This window comes from Dysgonomonas sp. HDW5A (assembly GCF_011299555.1).
GTDB lineage: Bacteria > Bacteroidota > Bacteroidia > Bacteroidales > Dysgonomonadaceae > Dysgonomonas_A.
Map to the genome: position 1 here is coordinate 1,404,458 of NZ_CP049857.1, position 17,635 is coordinate 1,422,092.

The 17,635-nt window shown below is 37.8% G+C and carries 13 protein-coding genes; 9 read left to right on the plus strand and 4 right to left on the minus strand.

Features of this window, described 5'->3' with window-relative positions; all coding sequences use genetic code 11:
• Nucleotide 1: 1 nt before the first annotated feature.
• Nucleotides 2-1,228 carry a C10 family peptidase gene (locus G7050_RS05880; RefSeq protein WP_166112537.1) on the minus strand — a complete coding sequence of 409 codons (1,227 nt, stop codon included), beginning with the start codon at nucleotides 1,226-1,228 and terminating at the stop codon, nucleotides 2-4.
• A gap of 305 nt (nucleotides 1,229-1,533) precedes the next feature.
• Between G7050_RS05880 and G7050_RS05885 the strand changes: the two genes are divergently transcribed.
• From G7050_RS05885 to G7050_RS05905, 5 genes are all read left to right on the plus strand, one after another.
• The gene (locus G7050_RS05885) at nucleotides 1,534-2,001 is read left to right on the plus strand and encodes a DUF4252 domain-containing protein (RefSeq protein WP_166112540.1); all 468 of its coding nucleotides are present in this window, start codon (nucleotides 1,534-1,536) and stop codon (nucleotides 1,999-2,001) included.
• A 30-nt stretch (nucleotides 2,002-2,031) separates the two neighbouring features.
• Nucleotides 2,032-2,535, plus strand: coding sequence for an RNA polymerase sigma factor (locus tag G7050_RS05890; protein WP_166112543.1), 504 nt, complete (start codon nucleotides 2,032-2,034; stop codon nucleotides 2,533-2,535).
• A complete protein-coding gene (locus G7050_RS05895; protein ID WP_166112546.1) occupies nucleotides 2,525-3,043 on the plus strand; it encodes a hypothetical protein in 519 nt (172 codons plus the stop codon). Before G7050_RS05890 ends, G7050_RS05895 begins: the two co-directional genes overlap by 11 nt.
• Complete coding sequence (locus G7050_RS05900; protein WP_166112549.1) at nucleotides 3,040-4,131, plus strand: DUF4252 domain-containing protein; 1,092 nt, start codon at nucleotides 3,040-3,042, stop codon at nucleotides 4,129-4,131. Before G7050_RS05895 ends, G7050_RS05900 begins: the two co-directional genes overlap by 4 nt.
• A gap of 132 nt (nucleotides 4,132-4,263) precedes the next feature.
• Complete coding sequence (locus G7050_RS05905) at nucleotides 4,264-5,223, plus strand: S9 family peptidase (RefSeq protein WP_166112552.1); 960 nt, start codon at nucleotides 4,264-4,266, stop codon at nucleotides 5,221-5,223.
• 80 nt (nucleotides 5,224-5,303) lie between these two features.
• On the opposite strand, the gene G7050_RS05910 is transcribed toward G7050_RS05905, so the two are convergent.
• From G7050_RS05910 to G7050_RS05920, 3 genes are all read right to left on the minus strand, one after another.
• A complete protein-coding gene (locus tag G7050_RS05910; protein ID WP_166112555.1) occupies nucleotides 5,304-6,776 on the minus strand; it encodes a glycoside hydrolase family 125 protein in 1,473 nt (490 codons plus the stop codon).
• 76 nt (nucleotides 6,777-6,852) lie between these two features.
• On the minus strand, nucleotides 6,853-8,046 hold the full coding sequence (locus G7050_RS05915) for a glycoside hydrolase family 76 protein (RefSeq protein ID WP_166112558.1): 1,194 nt from the start codon (nucleotides 8,044-8,046) through the stop codon (nucleotides 6,853-6,855).
• 374 nt (nucleotides 8,047-8,420) lie between these two features.
• Nucleotides 8,421-10,403: a glycoside hydrolase family 97 protein gene (locus G7050_RS05920; protein WP_166112561.1), complete on the minus strand. Its 1,983-nt coding sequence runs from the start codon at nucleotides 10,401-10,403 to the stop codon at nucleotides 8,421-8,423.
• A gap of 419 nt (nucleotides 10,404-10,822) precedes the next feature.
• On the opposite strand from G7050_RS05920, the gene G7050_RS05925 reads away from it, so the two are divergent.
• From G7050_RS05925 to G7050_RS05940, 4 genes are all read left to right on the plus strand, one after another.
• A complete protein-coding gene (locus G7050_RS05925; protein WP_166112564.1) occupies nucleotides 10,823-12,433 on the plus strand; it encodes a DUF6377 domain-containing protein in 1,611 nt (536 codons plus the stop codon).
• Between the two features lie 299 nt (nucleotides 12,434-12,732).
• The gene (locus tag G7050_RS05930) at nucleotides 12,733-13,263 is read left to right on the plus strand and encodes a DUF5004 domain-containing protein (RefSeq protein WP_166112567.1); all 531 of its coding nucleotides are present in this window, start codon (nucleotides 12,733-12,735) and stop codon (nucleotides 13,261-13,263) included.
• Nucleotides 13,264-13,406: 143 nt separating this feature from the next.
• Nucleotides 13,407-14,540 carry a hypothetical protein gene (locus G7050_RS05935; RefSeq protein ID WP_166112570.1) on the plus strand — a complete coding sequence of 378 codons (1,134 nt, stop codon included), beginning with the start codon at nucleotides 13,407-13,409 and terminating at the stop codon, nucleotides 14,538-14,540.
• A gap of 123 nt (nucleotides 14,541-14,663) precedes the next feature.
• Nucleotides 14,664-17,600 carry a TonB-dependent receptor gene (locus tag G7050_RS05940; RefSeq protein ID WP_166112573.1) on the plus strand — a complete coding sequence of 979 codons (2,937 nt, stop codon included), beginning with the start codon at nucleotides 14,664-14,666 and terminating at the stop codon, nucleotides 17,598-17,600.
• Nucleotides 17,601-17,635: the final 35 nt, after the last annotated feature.

Here is a 17,635-nt window from a genome sequence, read left to right on the forward strand (position 1 = left end):
TTTATGGTTTAACATTATAAATCATCTTCTTATTGTAGTTATAATTTCCGTCAAGTACTCTCCAATCATTATAGGCATACCAAGTGTTAAGCTCTTCCCACCGCTTTCCCCATCCCCAATTCATATGAAGATAAGTATACATATAAACAGTACCTGTAAAACTACCGTTCGTATCATATTCACAGTTCTCTGAACGCTTATATCCATCACAGACCCATGCATGACCGCCTCCATCATAAGGAATCACAACAATGTGCTTTTCTTCGCCTCCTCTCAAAAACACAGGTCTTTTACTATTTAGCTCAGCTATGACCCTATCTACGTTAAAATCGGCACAAATAGCCGAACTATATCCAAAATTATTTTTAAAGGCACTAGTTGCATCATCATGATGAGCCGAAGACCCCTTACATCCATACTTCATCTTCACCTTACTACCAATATCAGCCATCAAACGGGCAGTCTCATTGGATCCAGTATTATCAGGCATAGCACTCCAATCATAACTTTTAGGATACTGATGATATTTCATTATCTGTGCCATAGCAACAGCTACACAACCTGCAGGTGGTTTTCCATTGGAATAAGCGCTACATTGCCCAGTTAAAATATTAGTAGCAACAAGGTCGTTATAGCCTACACCTTGCCCCCATGTAGTTTTCAACAATGGCTCTACCACTTTATATGTACTGGTGCATTCGCCATTTTTATCAATTCCATCAATATTGGGATCTCCTATGCTTATGGCTCTTTGGATAGCCTGAGGCTCCCAAGCATCTTTTACATTTCCGGACTGCTTCAAATCTGACTTCTTCACTTCTTCTATATATAATGAAGTTTCTTCAAGCCATTCTACCAATCCATCCGGCAGCTCTTCATTCAAAGGGAGCTCTCCCGACTCTGAGAATGCCAGTACAGGAGCAATCCTATTGTCTGCTGACATTACCATAAAGCCTCCATGTTCATAATTTACAACATAGCAAGCTGCTGTATTATCATTCAATCCGGAGACAGGTACAATACTATTAACATGCTTTTGCTCATAAATAGTTGTACCCCTCAAACCAGACTCTACAGGCATTTGTAATTGTGAGACTAATTGGAGTACATCTTGTTGGCTAACAAAATTCGGATCTTGAGATTCTATGCCTACCTCTTCATTTTGACATGAAGCATATAAGAAAACCGTGATCATACTAAAAAAAACTCTGAGGAATAATTTTTTCATTAAGATTTATATGTGTTTAAGTTTGTTTGTTAAGATTTTTCAATAAAGTTTGTTTCTCCTTTTCGGATAGATTTGGTAGTACCTATGTTTGCAAATATAATTTTTTTTATCAAAAAAAGCACCCTCTCGTTAATACTTTTACAATAAACTATTAATAATCAAACAATAGTAACCAATAATGTGATAAAAATAACCATTTAAGTTATTTCTATATTTTGCTATATTTGCTCCATATAGATTTTATATTGAGGGAGGTGTAACATTTTATTCTCTTGTTACGTCTTTAGTATAAAGCAACATTAATCATGAAAAAAGCTATTATATACCTATTCTTATTTACACTTAGCCTTTCGGCTTCGAGTAAGACATTAGATGATATTTTCAGCGAATTCTCGAAAGCTCCTCATTCAGAAAATATAAACCTGAGAAAATTTCTATTTTCTGCTTTAAAAATAGCAAATTGGGATGGTAAAGACTTCAATAAAAAGGTGAACTCCATGTCTGTTTTGGATCTCGAAAGTTGTTCTCCAGATATCAAGCTTCAATTTGCAGAACAAATAGAAAATCTGGAAATGGACGGATATGAAGTATTGATGAAAGTAAAGGACGATGATGATAATGTATTAATAATGTCGAAAAGTAAAAAAGACAAGATTAAGGAATTGGTTATAATCACCGTAAACGATCCTGCCATAATCAGGCTAAAAGGAGATTTTACACCGAACGATCTGTCTGACATAACACAGCAATACGGAGAAAAGAAGAAAGATTAAAAATTGAGCATAAAATATATTCCATAGTAAATGGATGCCATAACATTCAAAGAAAAATATATACCTTATCATCAAAAGCTGTACAGGGTTGCATACAGACTTCTTGAAGATGCTTGCGACGCCGAAGATGTTGTACAGGAGGCTTATATTAAATTATGGAATAAACGGGATGAACTGACGCAGGTTGAAAATAGTGAAGCATATTGTGTAATTTTGTTGCGTAATTTATGCCTCGATTTTTTAAGGGCGAAAAAGAAACATCTGTTTCAGTCAACAGAAGACACTGTCATGTCAGACAATCTGGTATTATCGGATGAGATTGAAACGGTTGATGAAATCAAACATATAGAAACTATCATTGATCTTTTGCCTGAACAACAGCGTAAGATCATAAAATTAAGGCACTTTGATGATTATTCGAACGAGGAAATAGAAGAAATAATGGGCTTAACCAGTGTTAATGTAAGGGTACTGATGTCGCGAGCCAGAAAAAAAGTCAAAGAACTATTTAATAGTTACAACTATGGATATTAAAGATATAAATAAATTACTTCATTCGTTTTACGAAGGGGAAACCTCTCAGGAAGAAGAAAAGATACTTTATAAGTTCTTTTCGGAAGAGAATATTCCTGAAGATATGATTTCCGAGAAACGAATATTCCTGCAATTATATTCAGCACAGGAAAATGATACGCCTCTGCATTTAGAGGAAAAACTAAATGCTCTAATTGATAATCTGGAAAAGAAAGAAAATAATACACAAGCCCACCGTATTATTTTACCGATAAAACAAATGAACAAAACCTGGAGATGGGCTATGAGTATCGCAGCCAGTGTTCTCATCGTTCTGTCTGCCGGTATTTTTGCATATTTTGGAAACAGCGGGAATAGAAACCAGATGCTTGTGGACACTTTCTCAAATCCGGAAGAAGCATATATAGAAACCCAGAAAACTCTATTATTGGTTTCGGGAAAGCTAAATAAGGGTATTCAACAAGTAGAAAAAGTAAACGACATTATAGATAAAGACGTACATTTATGAAAAAGCTAATAATATTACTAACAATTACAATTTCGTCGATATCACTTAGCAAAGCACAACCGGAAATAAAAATAGATATGGACGGTTTGCAAACCGATATATCCAGTGAATTGGCGACATTATCAGTAGACCTGAGTAATATGCATCTCGATCTGGAAGGCATGAAGAATGAGATAAATGCTAATCTTGTTAACCTGGATAATATATCTAACAGTTTAGACTTAAGCAATATAACGGTGAGCAGCACTCATCCCGGAATAAGTATTGAGGTAAGCGACAGTAATACCGCCAATAGCTATGCATATGTCTATACTCCCGGTGAACCGTCGAATAGTCAAGAGAGTTTTACTTATTCCTATACTACAACTGAGACTCCACAGAATAATGATATTTTTAAACAGCTATCCAATACTAAAGGTATTCAGGTTGTGTATATTTCTAAAACCATGCTAGGTATGATGCCTAATATGGATATGCCGGGAGTCGATATCGGAAATATTGCCGGAAAGTTAGAATCATTAGAAATATATTCGTCAGAAGAAACGTCCGCTTCAAGACGATTAATCTATGTATCCGAAGACTTATTAAAGGGTGGTAACTACGAAACTCTAATGCTTATAAAAGACAACGATTCAAGAACTGCATTCTACGTAAAAAAGAATAAATCGAATCAGGGATCAGAAATGCTTATGATAACAGAAGATGGCAGTGATGCAACTATCATAAGATTTTTAGGCAGCTTTACCGTTCAGGATATCAAGAACATTGCAAATCAAAGTAAAAATGGCGTACACATTAATACTTCTATAAATACAAATACGTCCAACAGGCTTAGTGAGGCTGAACTGAATATGAGGATTAAGGAAGCTCAGAAAAGAAACGAGCAAGCTCAGAAAATAGCCATTGATGCCCAAAAGAGAGCGGAAGAAGCTCAAAAGAGAGCAGAGGAGAGAGCTAAAAATGGACAACAGAAAGCGGAAGAAGCTCAGATAAAGGCCGAAGAAAGAGCTAAAAGAGCAGAGGAGAGAGCCAGAAGAGCCGAAGAAAGAGCCAAAGAAGCCGAAGAAAGGGCTAGAAAAGCGAATTAAGATCTCAGACCAATGTCAGCAACTATAAAAGTGAATGCTTTTATAATAAAGTTATATTGTCTCATTTAAAATGTGTAACCTTTCTTTATCTGTTGAGTCTTATCATTATAAACCAACTTAAATCCAAGTAATATGATAAGAAAGAATTGCACTACCAATTATATTAACAGCGTTGATGGATTAAGAGGTATCACGATTTATCGTAGATGCCTTTTTTTGTTGTTACTATTAGTATCATTGAATCAAGTAAAAGGACAATCGCCGGACGTAACTATTGAAGATGTCAGATTCGAAAGTAAGGGAGTTACTCTTGCAGGAACAATCTACACTCCCCGGCATTCACATGCAGCGGTAGTTATTGTACATGGTTCGGGACAAGCTCCTCGAATGGGAGAGCTTGCATCGCTTCTGGCTAAAAACGGTATTTCGGTATTAACCTATGATAAACGCGGAGTGGGTGAATCGGGTGGTATTTATGCCGGACCCGAAGTAGGCTCCAACAATGTTGATTCGGACAACCTCAATCTATTGGCAGAAGATGCTGCCGCAGCTGCAAGCATACTTCATCAGCGGGACAAAGATACACCTATTGGTCTGATTGGTTTCAGTCAGGCAGGATGGGTAATTCCGATTGCTGCCAACAAAAATCAGCTTGTGGATTTTATGGTGTTGTTTAGCGGAGCTGTTATTCCAACTCTTGATCAGCTTATTTTTCAGAATTTCACGAATGGACAGTCCGATTTCTGGGACAGTCACACCGAAGCAGAAGTGAGAGAATACATGCCAAAGGCACGTAAAGCTGTACGCAATGAACCGGTTCGTTATCAATTGGATAAATTTCTAAGCACCGATCCTCTTGATGCCCTCAGTACACTGTCAATTCCGGGTCTTTGGCTTTTTGGTGAGAAGGATATACAAATCCCAATAGGTATATCAATAGAAGTTCTCAACTCACTAAAATCACAAGGTAAGCCTTACGAATACTGCTTGTTCTCGACATTGGGACATGACCTTACACCTACAGGTACTACTCAACCTGTTGAAATTGCTATTCATTGGATTAAAGCTAGAAAAGCAAGGAATTCAGAGTAACAATTATATTACAAATACTAATAAAATAAGCATCCTCTCAATATTGAGAGGATGCTTATTTTATATTTACAGCGGATTATTTACAAGCTGTTCAGCATATCAACCTTACCCTCATTTACGAGTTTAAGGATAAGTTCTCCAAACAATGTATTTTGCCATGCAAACCAAGCTCTTGTAAAGTTAGTAGGATCATCTTTATGAAACGATTCGTGCATAAAGCCGGTTCCTGCATCTGTAGCCATAAGCATTTGTATGCATGCTTTAATTTCGGCATCATCCTGACTGGTAAATGCTTTCATCATTATACTCATAGGCCATATCATATCATAACCGATGTGAGGTCCGCCAATACCTTCTCCTGCTGTACCTTTGAAGAAATAAGGATTATCTTCACTCCATACAAACTTTCTTGTATTCTGGTAAATGGGGTCATTTATTTTATCTGCATCCAGATATGCCAAAGCCAATAAGCTGGGCACATTGGCATCATCCATCAACAATTGGTTACCAAAGCCATCTACTTCAAATGCATAGATTTTTCCATAGGTTGGATGATTGTAGATTGCATATTTTTGTAATGCCGTTTCTACTTCATTCGCCAAAGCTGTACACTCGTTGGCTAACGTGGTGTTTTTCTTTACTGTCTGAAGTATTTCAGCAGCTTCACGCAACGATGTTACTGCAAAGAAATTAGAAGGTATCAAGAACTGAAAAGTTGTAGCATCATCGGAAGGACGGAAAGCCGAAGCAATCAGACCCACCGGTTTTACAGGGTTACCCAATCCGTCGTTCGACATAGTATCCAATTGACGTTCCGTTACCCTCATAAATTTATAAGGACCAACACCATCTTTTCGTTGTTGTTCTTTAAATGTTTGCAACACAAGTTCTATTGCTTTTACCCAATCGGCGTCAAATACACTTGTATCGCCTGTTACTTTCCAATAGTAATAAGCTAAACGGATAGGATAACAAAGCGAATCGATTTCCCATTTACGTTCGTGAAGTTCAGGCTTCATATCCGTCATATCACTCATCCAATGTCCATCGGGAACCGCGCCATCGTTAAAAGCATTTGCATAAGGGTCTATCAGTATACTTTTTGTTTGACGGTGAATTACACCTGCCAACATTTTTTTCAGTTTAGGATCTTTGTTAGCTAACTGTACGTAAGGGAATACCTGAGCTCCCGAATCGCGAAGCCACATCGCATGAATATCTCCTGTGTATACAAAGGTATCGTCCTTTCCATCCTGCACTCTGTAATGAACGGTAGTATCTAATGTATTGGGAAAACAGTTTTCGAACATCCATGCCAAACGCCTGTTTTTTAAAAGCTTATTAATACGGGCGATTTCACTTTCAACGGCTGATGATTCAAATAACCTGTCCGACGGATTAGGACGGTTAGTTACATACACTTGGGTATTATCACTTGCAATTGCCGTTTCGGGCTTTAATACATTATCGGAAGCATGTATCGTACCTACCGATATGGCAGACAAAACACATAGTCCTAATACTTTCTTCGTTAGATTTTTCTTTACAACCATGTTGTGATTATTTATATTATAGTATTCAAATTATTTTTGTCATTCAGATGGTAATATGCCGATTCGATTGTCCGGATCAATTTATTGCGGCCAGACGCGCATACATCTCAACCATGGCGGCTTGCGTCAGCAGCCACTTCGACTCGTCTTTAGTCTTTCCGCTTAAATCTTTATCGAACAATCCTTTATCATCGCGAGCATGTATCCATGAATAATCGAGGCTCTTTTTGAAAGCATCAAGATACAAAGGATTTTTATCTATCTCATACAATTCGATAAAACCTCTGAGCATTACTGCCGAAAACCAGACATCGCCTTTTTTCAGTAGTTTAAACTGCTCCCCTTTTTCATCCGTAAAATCTTGAAAGAAATAATTATAAGCCGCCTGAGCTACATTCTGAGCATCAGTCAAATATTGTTTATCGTTAGTCAAATTATACAATAATGCTGCTGCTTGAATCATTTGGCCGCTATTGTAAGCATATTTAGCTTTACCGATATTACCATTTAGTGCTATATTATCAAAATACAGATAATCGGTCGAATCCTGCAAATTCTCTTTAGTCCATTTATATAAGTCCTTTCCGTGTGAGAAGTAGGTACTGTCATTCGTTGCTTTAAAGAGCTTAAGAGCAAAAACTGCTCCGGGTGCATTTGAACAGGTATTCTTCGATTCTTTTTTCTGTTCGCACCAATAGATTCCACCACCCAGTTTATCATCACAACCACTTATAACAAAGTCCCAGATAAGTTTTGCCTTATTTAAATAGGCTTCTTCTTTGGTCAACATGTATACGTCAGTAAAATCAATACCCAACCAAACATTGTCGTCATAAAAACGATCGGACTGAGGAGCATCGCTTATGTAGGAAGAATAAGCATAGGGCGTTCTTGTTGTATCGAAATACTTTTCGAGAGCGGGTAAGACTCTGTTATCCAATAATTCTTTATACTTTTTATCCTTCGATGTTTCCAACAATACATTTACAGCCGAGAATGTCCCCGAGAAAGGCCAGAGATACGAGTAAGCATTCGGTATATTTGCCTGTTCTTCGGATGCCAGATATGTTGCCGAATATTTGTCGTTAAACGGATATGTTTCTCTAAGAAGATTAGTACTGTCTGCCAAATAATGGGCATATAATGAATCGAGGGTAACCTGTGCTCTTTCTAAGTTTAGGTTAGCCGATTTTGCTGCTTCTTTCTTACATGACACCGAAACAAATACCAGAGAACTTAGTAGTAGGTACTTAATTGTTTGCTTTAACATGGTTATTATTATTTAAAGGTTCTTTACTGCTTTTCATCCAAGACAAAGGAAACTTCATCGTTTTAGAAATTTCATCTTGTACTTTTCCACATCGGTTAACGACATTCTTGTTTCAGACTACAATAACAGCAACTGATCTCAGAACCTCGATACGAAGATAAAAAGGTTTATTGTTCAAATAAAATTTAATTTAACTCTATATGAATTTTTCACATAAAGGAATCAAGACATTCTCAACTCTATACCGCCAATTGCATTGGTTCAATAAAGTTACAATTATATGTACAAAGTATAAAACAATACAATTAAAGGGGCTTGTTTTGTACTATTTTGTCACATTTACATACTACAATGGAAAATCTATTCTTAAATTATTATTCGATAACGGCAGCCCAGCCACCGTTACGTACCATTTTGATGGTTATCTTCTCTCCCTTTTTAACCGAAGAATCTTTCTTTCGGTAATCCATTGCCTGACGACCTGCATTAATACCGTCTTCAAAAGATGTCATTTGGTATGACTTGCCGGGATTCAAAAAATCAAGACTCACTTCAAACGATCTTTCTTTCTCGTTATTATTGGTTATACCACCGATGAACCATTTATCGCCTTTGCGTTTGGCTACAATAACGTATTCACCAACCTTGGCTTCAAGTACTTTTGTTTCATCCCATGTGGTGGGTACTTGCGTTATAAAACGCGTACAGTCTTCATTCCGATAATAAAGAGTCGGATTATCTGCCAGCATTTGCAATCCGCTTTCGAAAACTACAAACAATGCCATCTGATAGGCACGTGTGCCTATACTTGCTGCATTAGGACGCTCGGCACTATATGCTTCGGGTTGCATACTGATCATTGCTCCGGGTGTATAATCCATAGGACCAACTGCATTACGCATAAAAGGGAGATAAATACTGTTGTCTGGATAACATCCGCCCATTTGTTCCATACCCCGTACTCCTTCATAAGATATCACATTAGGATAGGCATATTCTAATCCGGCGGGTTTGAACGATCCGTGAAAATCGACAAGCAGTTCGTTTTTAGCAGCTTCTTTCGCTACACGCTCGTAATAATTAACCATCCATTGATCACTTCTGTCCATAAAGTCAATCTTCAGACCTTTTACGCCCCAATCTTTAACCGTTTTAAACACATCGAAGTTATTTTCTACAACTAACCATGTCAACCAAAGGATAACACCTACATTCTTTTCTTTTCCGTAACGAATAATCTCGTGTACATCTACCTTCGGGTTAGGGGTGTAAGGATCTCGTGTACTCATTGCCCAACCTTCGTCCATTATAATATAAGGTATGCCGTATTTGGATGCAAAATCAATATAGTATTTATAGGTGTCCAGATTATAGCCGGCAACAAAATTCACATCGGGTCCGTAAGGGGAAGCATCGTTCCACCATTCCCAACTGGCCTGTCCGGGTTTGATCCATGCTGTATTTTGCAATTGATTTTTAGGTGAAAGCTTTAGAGTCATTGTATTTTCCAACAATTGCTTATCATCTTTGGTGATTACAAAGTACCTCCAAGGGTAAGTGCGTTTGCCTGATGTTTTAGCAATATAGTCCGCCTCCTTAACGATCTTTAAACTGCGATCTCCATCTTCGCCAAACTCAAGAGGTGCTTTAGGAAAGGTTGACTGCATACCATTACTACCTGTTCCTTTAAGAAACATACAGGGATAGTCGCTCAAATCTGATTCTGAAATCAGTATTTTATATTGTTTTTTTGTATCCAGCAGAACGGGCAAAACTGCCAGATTCTTTTCTTCTGAAACAAATTGGGTTGTCGGAACATGGGTATATTTTTCCTCGTAAGCCGTTTTAAATCCGCCTTGTTGTTGCAAATGAGCTAAATATTCGGAAGGAAAATTGATTACAAAATCTTCTCCTTTTACAATCGATTCTTTCTTGCGGTTAGTAATAAAACGATATGCAACTCCATCATTAAAGGCTCTGAATTCGACCGAATAGTTTTCTTTAAAATTGAGCATCAGCACATTGCAATGATTATTTACTATTGAATACTTGAGGGGTACAACAGGATTAATATTTTCATTAATCACACTCCGCTTTTCTCCTGTCAATTTCGGATCATTTCCTAAAACCTCATTATCCAAGACCAATTGCAGGTAACAATCATTAAGCAGCACTTCGGTATTGTAATCGACCGAATAATAAATTTTATCTTTAATACTGACTGTAAGTTTAATTTCGCCATTAGGTGATTTCACTTCTATATTTTGTGCAAATAAACTTATTGTCCCCAAAAAGTTATAAACCAGTAACGAGAATAAAATCAAGCATGTTTTTTTTGAAAATAGTAAATTCTTCATCTATCTGTTTTTTTAAGGTTATCGGTAACTCAACGTTTTTAATGATCTGTTTTTCGGATTGTAAGGGATAAGACAAACACCAAAATTCAAATCTACAATATATTTATATATTATATGGTCTGTTTTTTAACGATGATAGAACCTTACAGAGACAATGTCTCGAAAACAAACAAAGATGTCTTAAAATCGTACTCGCAAATGTACAGAAAGCTTCAACCGGCTTTACTACAAAGCATTGTTTACTCCAACTTGGCATACGTATCCTCACAAAAAACTCAACTACCAATTGATAAAAAAAGGTTATTATTGTGTTTTATAAGCATACAGAGTTCTCATAAACGACTGATCAATCTTATTAAAAAATATTATATTTGTGTTATGCTAATGATGCGTAATCATTAATACCTAGATCAATCAACATGAAGAAGCTGGCTCTTGTCTTTTGCTTTATATTGTCATACACCTTATTGTATGCATCATCCCAAGATGGTTCATCAACTGATGAGTTGGATAAACTTATCGAGAAAAGAGACTTATACATACAGCAAAAAGAAGACCGGATAAATTCTCTCAAAAAAGAATTATCAAAGCTATCGGATAATACCGAAAAACTGGAGTATTACAATTCTCTTTTTAATGAATACAAATCATATAAATATGACTCCGCCTATGTATATGCTCATAAGTGCCTCGATATTGCCTACCTTCTGAAAGACTCCTGCAAAATTATCGATGCAAAAGAGCATATTGCTTTTTGCTATCTCTCGTCGGGGCTTTTTAAAGAAGCATCTGACATCATAAACTCAGTAGATATAAATAATGCATGTGAGGATGTAAAGAAAAATTATTATACGCTCCTTGCCAGACTTTATTTTGATATGGCGGATTATAATAATGTCGAACCCTTCAAAAGCCAATATATATCCGAGGGCAACAGATACTGCGATTCGGCAATTGTGTATACCCCTCAGAATTCACCCGAATTATGGTCTATAAAGGGTTTGAAATTAATGCAGCTCCGTGACTTTAATGGAGCAATAGATATGTTTCTCCCATTAGCTGAGTCATCTAAAGGTGTAGATGATCATACTTATGCCATTGCAGCATCCAGTCTAGGATTTATATACGAGGAATTGCGAGATAAGCAAAAGGCAATACATTATATGATAGAGGCTTCTATAGGCGATATCAAATCGGCAACCAAAGAAACCGTTGCTCTCCGCAACCTTGCCAACCTGCTATATGAAACAGGAGACGTCCATAAAGCCAATAAATATGTCCGTCTGGCAATGGAAGATGCAAACCTGTATAATGCACGCCACCGAAAAATATCAATCAGTTCCATACTTCCTATCATTGAGAAAGAACGGTTCGAAATGGTTGAGAAACAGCGGAATATATTGATAGGCTCTGTTCTTATTATATCACTCCTGTTTTTATTACTGTTAGGTACTACCATCATTATATACAAGCAGGTAAAAAAACTACGACTGGCACGTCATACCATTCAGGAACAAAACAAAAAGCTTCTATCTACTAACTCTAAACTGATGGAGGCTAACAAAATAAAAGATGAATATATTACTCAATCTATCTACGGTGATTCAGAATATATTGATCGTATAGAACACATATACAAGATTGTAAACCGTAAGATAGTTGCCCGTCAGTACGAAGACATACGCTCTTTTCTAAAAGAATCTGACCTTCGAAAAGAACGTGAGAATATGTATTCATCGTTCGATCAAACTTTCCTTAAACTGTTCCCTGACTTTGTGGAGGAATACAAGAAACTCTTTTTAGCTGACGATATACTCGATATGGATATATCTAAAGGATTGACCCCTGAGATACGCATTTTCGCACTTATCCGTTTGGGTATACACGATAGCGAACGTATTGCCAAATTCCTCAATTACTCGGTAAATACAATTAATACTTATAAGACCAAAGTAAAAAATAAATCCATTATAGCCAATGAGCTTTTTGAGCAAAAAATAATGGAGATAAAAACTGTTCAAACAAACTAAGATCTAATCTCAAACTTCCATTTTAACATTTACAAGAGTCCGAATACAATAAAAAAAGCTGAAACAAGGCTGTTTTTATATGATATTTCGGTTATATTTTCACGTACAACACAAAATCATAACTATATAACAACCAGCGACTAAAACATCAAACCTATACAAAAACACTTATATATTCCATTAGTTACAGACACTTTGTTGTAATAGAAATTACATTTGTATCAGGACGTATCTCTCATTCAAGAGAATGTACCTTGTTAACAATATTCTTAAAATCTATTAATAAAATCTTTAACTCCATGAGAACATTAAAGTATTTGTATGTCTTTCTGCTAATGGTTGCCGTACTTCCCTTTGTGTCGTGCAACGATACGGACGACGGCTCATTTGTAGCTCCTATTACAATTTATGAAAAGATCAATGGCAATTGGGCTGTAACATCGCTCAAACAAATAGATGAAGTAGCCAAAGCCAATGCTCAGACTCCTACCGAGATGACTTTAACGGATCAGTTCGGGTTTTCGACTTTCACAATCAATCTAAACGTTGATACCAATAACGAACCCACAAATTATCTGATCGGAGGCACTGCACCCAAATTCTTCCCTACCGAAGGATATTGGTCATTGGAATATCCCTTTCAAAATACGGATGGATCGGCAAGTATAATAAACCTATATTCGGATGCTGCCAAAACAATTCAGGTTGCCCAGTTAAGTGTAACCTCAATGCCGAGCACCAATAAAGTTCTTGAACTTAAGTTTTCACGCAAAGCCAAGGGGGTAACTTTCGTCTCTTATGTATATCAATTATCACCTGCTCAACAATAATAAGGATTCAGATCTTTGTATTGCTTTGGTGCAGCGGTGAACCCATATGTTCACCCACAGAGGACAGACACATAGGTCTGCCCCTACAAATAAAAGATATCATTCAATACTTTCAATTAATTCATTAATCAAACATGAGAACCATGAAATATATAACAATAGTATTATTGACTTTTGCAGCTATACTCATTCCACGAAACAGCTTCGCGACAGAAGATGTGGGAGCGCCTGCAAAGGTATGGACATATCCTGTAGTATATGCTCTGGATCAGGAAGTAACCTGGTATTTTGACATGACAGGAACCGGATTCACCGAAAAACAAGACCTTTTTCTCTGGGCATGGTCTCCCTCCGAACCCGATGCTGGAAATTTCGATAACTCATCGGATTTTGCCAAACTGGAATATGTAAGCGGCATGACTTGGAAAAAGACACTTACTCCGACCAAATATTTTAATAAAACGGTAGCCGACATCGAAGCATCTTCGGGTTTCTGGATGCGCTTGAAAAGTAAAGGAAACGAAAAACAGAGTGATGTGGTACAAGCTCCCTGGTCGGTTGGCGATATCAAAACATTCAAAGAATCGGGCGAAGCTGTACAAATATTCCCTCAAAAGTTCTATCTGGATGAACCGCTTTCGATACTTGTAAATGCTGAAAAACTATGGGTTGGCGGAACACAAAGCGGACTGGCCGGTGAAGAAATATTCTTTCACAGTGGTCTTAATAACTTTGTAGCAGGCGCTATTGTAGAAGCAAATATGGGAAATCCCGATCTTGTAAAAAAGACTAAGCTTACACCTATCGGTAATAATATCTACAAGATTGACTTTATCCCACGTGAATACTACGGGGTAGGTGAAGATTTTATAATGGAAAACATCGAATTCTTATTCCCAACCAAAGATTGGGCTAAAGTGGGAACAAACGAAGGTGGTAAAAACTTTGTAATACTGGCTCCGGGAGTACCTATTCCACTTGATCCAATATTCTCATTTTTCCCTCAAAAATTCTCTCAATACGATATTCTTACCCTCATCAGAAAAAACAACGAAAAGAGTAGTCAAGGGCTGGTTTACACAATTACAGCCGGAACTAAAACTATTACAGGCGAATTTACAGGAAACAAAGACGAGATGAGAGCTTACATAAATCTTTTTCAATCGTTAAGCACCGAACCTTCTATTGATAAGATTAGCCTGCTTGTAAAAGACAAAAATGGAGCTGAAATCATTAAAACCGATATTCCACTTGTACCATTATCTGATCTCAATTAAGGTCACATGCCTATTAACAATAGTTAGTTGGATCATGAAACATGACAATAAACATTTTACTAAGCTTAATTATGTTACTACAAAATAACAAAAGGGTCTGTGACCTCATAAAAACTGAATACCATGAAACTTTATTATAAAAAATATAAACTTCACTTCAGCCCATTTCTATTCCTGTTGGCGCTTTTTATAATGTCACAGCAAGCATTTGCTCAGGATATTTCGGTTACGGGAACAGTTACCGATACCAATAAAGAACCGTTAACCGGTGTAAGCATTAAGGTAGCAGGCACTTCACTCGGCACAGTGAGTGATCTCGACGGACACTTTACACTATCATGCCCCGCAGGCAGCACGCTTGATGTATCATACATCGGGTTTATGAACCAAAAATTACCTGCTCAAAAGAATATGACCATCGTATTATCCGAAGATGCTGTTGCCCTTCAAGAAGCAGTAGTAGTAAGCATCGGGTACGGAACTATGCGAAAATCGGACTTAACGGGAGCCATTGCCTCAGTTAGTCAAAATGATCTCAGACAAGGGGTAATTACCTCAGCCGAACAACTTTTGCAAGGTAAAGTTGCCGGATTGTCTGTGTCTCAAGGTTCGGGCGACCCTGCCGTAGGAGCTACTATGCGATTAAGGGGGGGAACATCACTTTCGGCCGCCAATGCTCCCCTGGTTGTTATCGACGGTATACCGGGAGTGGACATGAACACTGTTCAACCTTCGGAAATTCTATCTATAGATGTATTGAAAGATGCTTCAGCAGCAGCCATATACGGTTCACGCGGTGCTAATGGTGTTGTTATTGTAACAACCTCACGTGCAGCAAGCGGAGTCGAAAAACACACTATTGAGTACAACGGTTTTGTGGCAGTAGGAACTGTTGCCAAAAACATGGATCTTCTGTCGGCAAACCAATGGAGGGGATATGTAAGAGACAACAACGTAACGAGTGCAATAGATTATGGCGCTAATACCGATTGGCAGAAAGAGCTGCAACGCACAGCTATTTCTCAGTCACATAACCTGTTCTTTACCAACGTAAATAAAAACAGCGGATTCAGTGCCTCTATGTTATATCTGGATAGTGAAGGCATAATTGATAACAGCGGTCTCGAACGATTGGCAGGGAGTCTTGCAGCCCATCAATATGGATTCGACAAACACCTTAAACTCGAAATGGGTATGACAGGTAGTGTCGATAAATGGAATCCTATCGATACACGTATTTTCGAACGTGCAGCCAACTTAAATCCGACCGTACCTGTTAAAGATCAGAACGGAAACTACACTTCTATCGGTGGAACTAATACCGAAAATCCTGTTGAATTGAATAACAATCGTTTTGCAGATGATTCACGTTACCGCTTTCTGGGATACGGAAAAATCGAGGTTGAATTGATGAAAGGACTAAAAGCGACTGCTAACGGATCTTATGAATACAATTCGGCTCAACGCAGATTTTACCTGCCTACTTACGCAATGATGGAAGGTCAGGCTGAAAAAGGTCGTGGAGAAAGAACTCTTGCCGATTACAGAAATATGCAGTTGGAGACGTTTGTAAATTACGATACACATATCAATACGAATCACGATCTGAACTTCTTGGCAGGATATTCATATTTGAATAATATGTACGAAGGATTCGGTGCTACCCGAAGAGGTTTTGATACCGATGCGTTTCTTTACAACAATCTGGCCGCCGGTGGAGATTACCGTGCAGGTGACGTATATTCTTACAAAGGCGAATCGAGCTTAGTATCATTCTACGGGCGTGCCAATTATAACTATATGGGCAGATACATGGCAACCGCTACTTTGCGTAACGATGGATCTTCACGTTTCGGTAAGAATCACAAATGGGGACTATTCCCATCCATGTCATTGGCTTGGAGGGTTTCAGACGAAGCGTTTATGCAAGGAGCAACAGGCTGGTTGGATAATCTTAAGCTACGTTTAGGATACGGTGTTACAGGTAATCAGGACGGTATCGGCGAATACAAATCGTTGTCTCTTCTGGGTGCTGACGGAGCTTCGTATTATGATGCAACAACCGGAACATGGAAAAAATCGTATGCTCCTGTTCAGAATGTAAACCCCGATTTGAAATGGGAATCTACCACTCAATACAATATTGGTGTTGATTTCGGTTTATTCAGAAGAATAAATGCTACTGTTGAAGTATATTATAAACAAACCAATGATCTTCTTTGGACATATCCAGTGCCTCAGCCACCTAATTTAGTGGGTACTATGTTGGCAAACGTAGGAACTCTTTCCAACAAAGGGGTTGAGCTATCATTAAACGGTAATATCATGCAGGGTAAAGATTTTAGTTGGGATGCTAATTTCAATATATCCTACAACAAACAAAATATTGATAAACTGTCGAACGAGTCCTTCCAAGAGTCGGGTCTAAAATCAGGATCACTACACGGACTTAGAGGTCTATCGGGAGTGTACTCGCAAATAATAAAAGAAGGTCTTCCCGCAGGTGCTTTCTATGGTCCAAGATGTTTAGGATTAGATGAAGAGGGTAAATACGTGCTGAATACTGATGCAGACGGAAAACCTATAGACGAATATCTGGGTAGTGCTCAACCTAAAGTGAATCTTGGTTTTGCAATGAGTGCAACTTACAAAGACTTCGATATGAGTGTTGCCACATACGGAATGTTCGGTCAGAAAGTACTTAATGCTACTTACATGAGTATGTATGACCCGACTCGTTTGCCTGCTCAGAATGTACCTGATAAATTTTTAACCAGTGGAATTAAATCAGATCCTGTATTTTCCGATTATTGGGTTGAAGACGGTTCTTTCTTCCGCTTGCAAACACTGACTGTGGGTTATACTATAAAATATTTAAAAAAACTGGGACTTAACAAAGTAAGAGTGTATGCAACAGGCGAAAACTTATTCACAATAACAGGTTATAGTGGTGTAGACCCTGAGGTGAATACAAGCGGACTTGAGTCTCCGGGTATCGACCGCTTCAACTTCTACCCTCGCCCACGCACTTTCTCTTTTGGTTTAAACGTCGCTTTTTAAGGTCTGAGACCTCTAACTTTTGAAAAAGATAAATC

Coding starts and splice junctions, on each gene's coding strand:
- G7050_RS05925 (WP_166112564.1), top strand. CDS start 10,823: ATGAAGAAGCTGGCTCTTGTCTTTTGCTTTATATTGTCATACACCTTA.
- G7050_RS05880 (WP_166112537.1), bottom strand. CDS start 1,228: ATGAAAAAATTATTCCTCAGAGTTTTTTTTAGTATGATCACGGTTTTC.
- G7050_RS05935 (WP_166112570.1), top strand. CDS start 13,407: ATGAAATATATAACAATAGTATTATTGACTTTTGCAGCTATACTCATT.
- G7050_RS05940 (WP_166112573.1), top strand. CDS start 14,664: ATGAAACTTTATTATAAAAAATATAAACTTCACTTCAGCCCATTTCTA.
- G7050_RS05915 (WP_166112558.1), bottom strand. CDS start 8,046: ATGTTAAAGCAAACAATTAAGTACCTACTACTAAGTTCTCTGGTATTT.
- G7050_RS05900 (WP_166112549.1), top strand. CDS start 3,040: ATGAAAAAGCTAATAATATTACTAACAATTACAATTTCGTCGATATCA.
- G7050_RS05930 (WP_166112567.1), top strand. CDS start 12,733: ATGAGAACATTAAAGTATTTGTATGTCTTTCTGCTAATGGTTGCCGTA.
- G7050_RS05910 (WP_166112555.1), bottom strand. CDS start 6,776: ATGGTTGTAAAGAAAAATCTAACGAAGAAAGTATTAGGACTATGTGTT.
- G7050_RS05895 (WP_166112546.1), top strand. CDS start 2,525: ATGGATATTAAAGATATAAATAAATTACTTCATTCGTTTTACGAAGGG.
- G7050_RS05920 (WP_166112561.1), bottom strand. CDS start 10,403: ATGAAGAATTTACTATTTTCAAAAAAAACATGCTTGATTTTATTCTCG.
- G7050_RS05890 (WP_166112543.1), top strand. CDS start 2,032: ATGGATGCCATAACATTCAAAGAAAAATATATACCTTATCATCAAAAG.
- G7050_RS05885 (WP_166112540.1), top strand. CDS start 1,534: ATGAAAAAAGCTATTATATACCTATTCTTATTTACACTTAGCCTTTCG.
- G7050_RS05905 (WP_166112552.1), top strand. CDS start 4,264: ATGATAAGAAAGAATTGCACTACCAATTATATTAACAGCGTTGATGGA.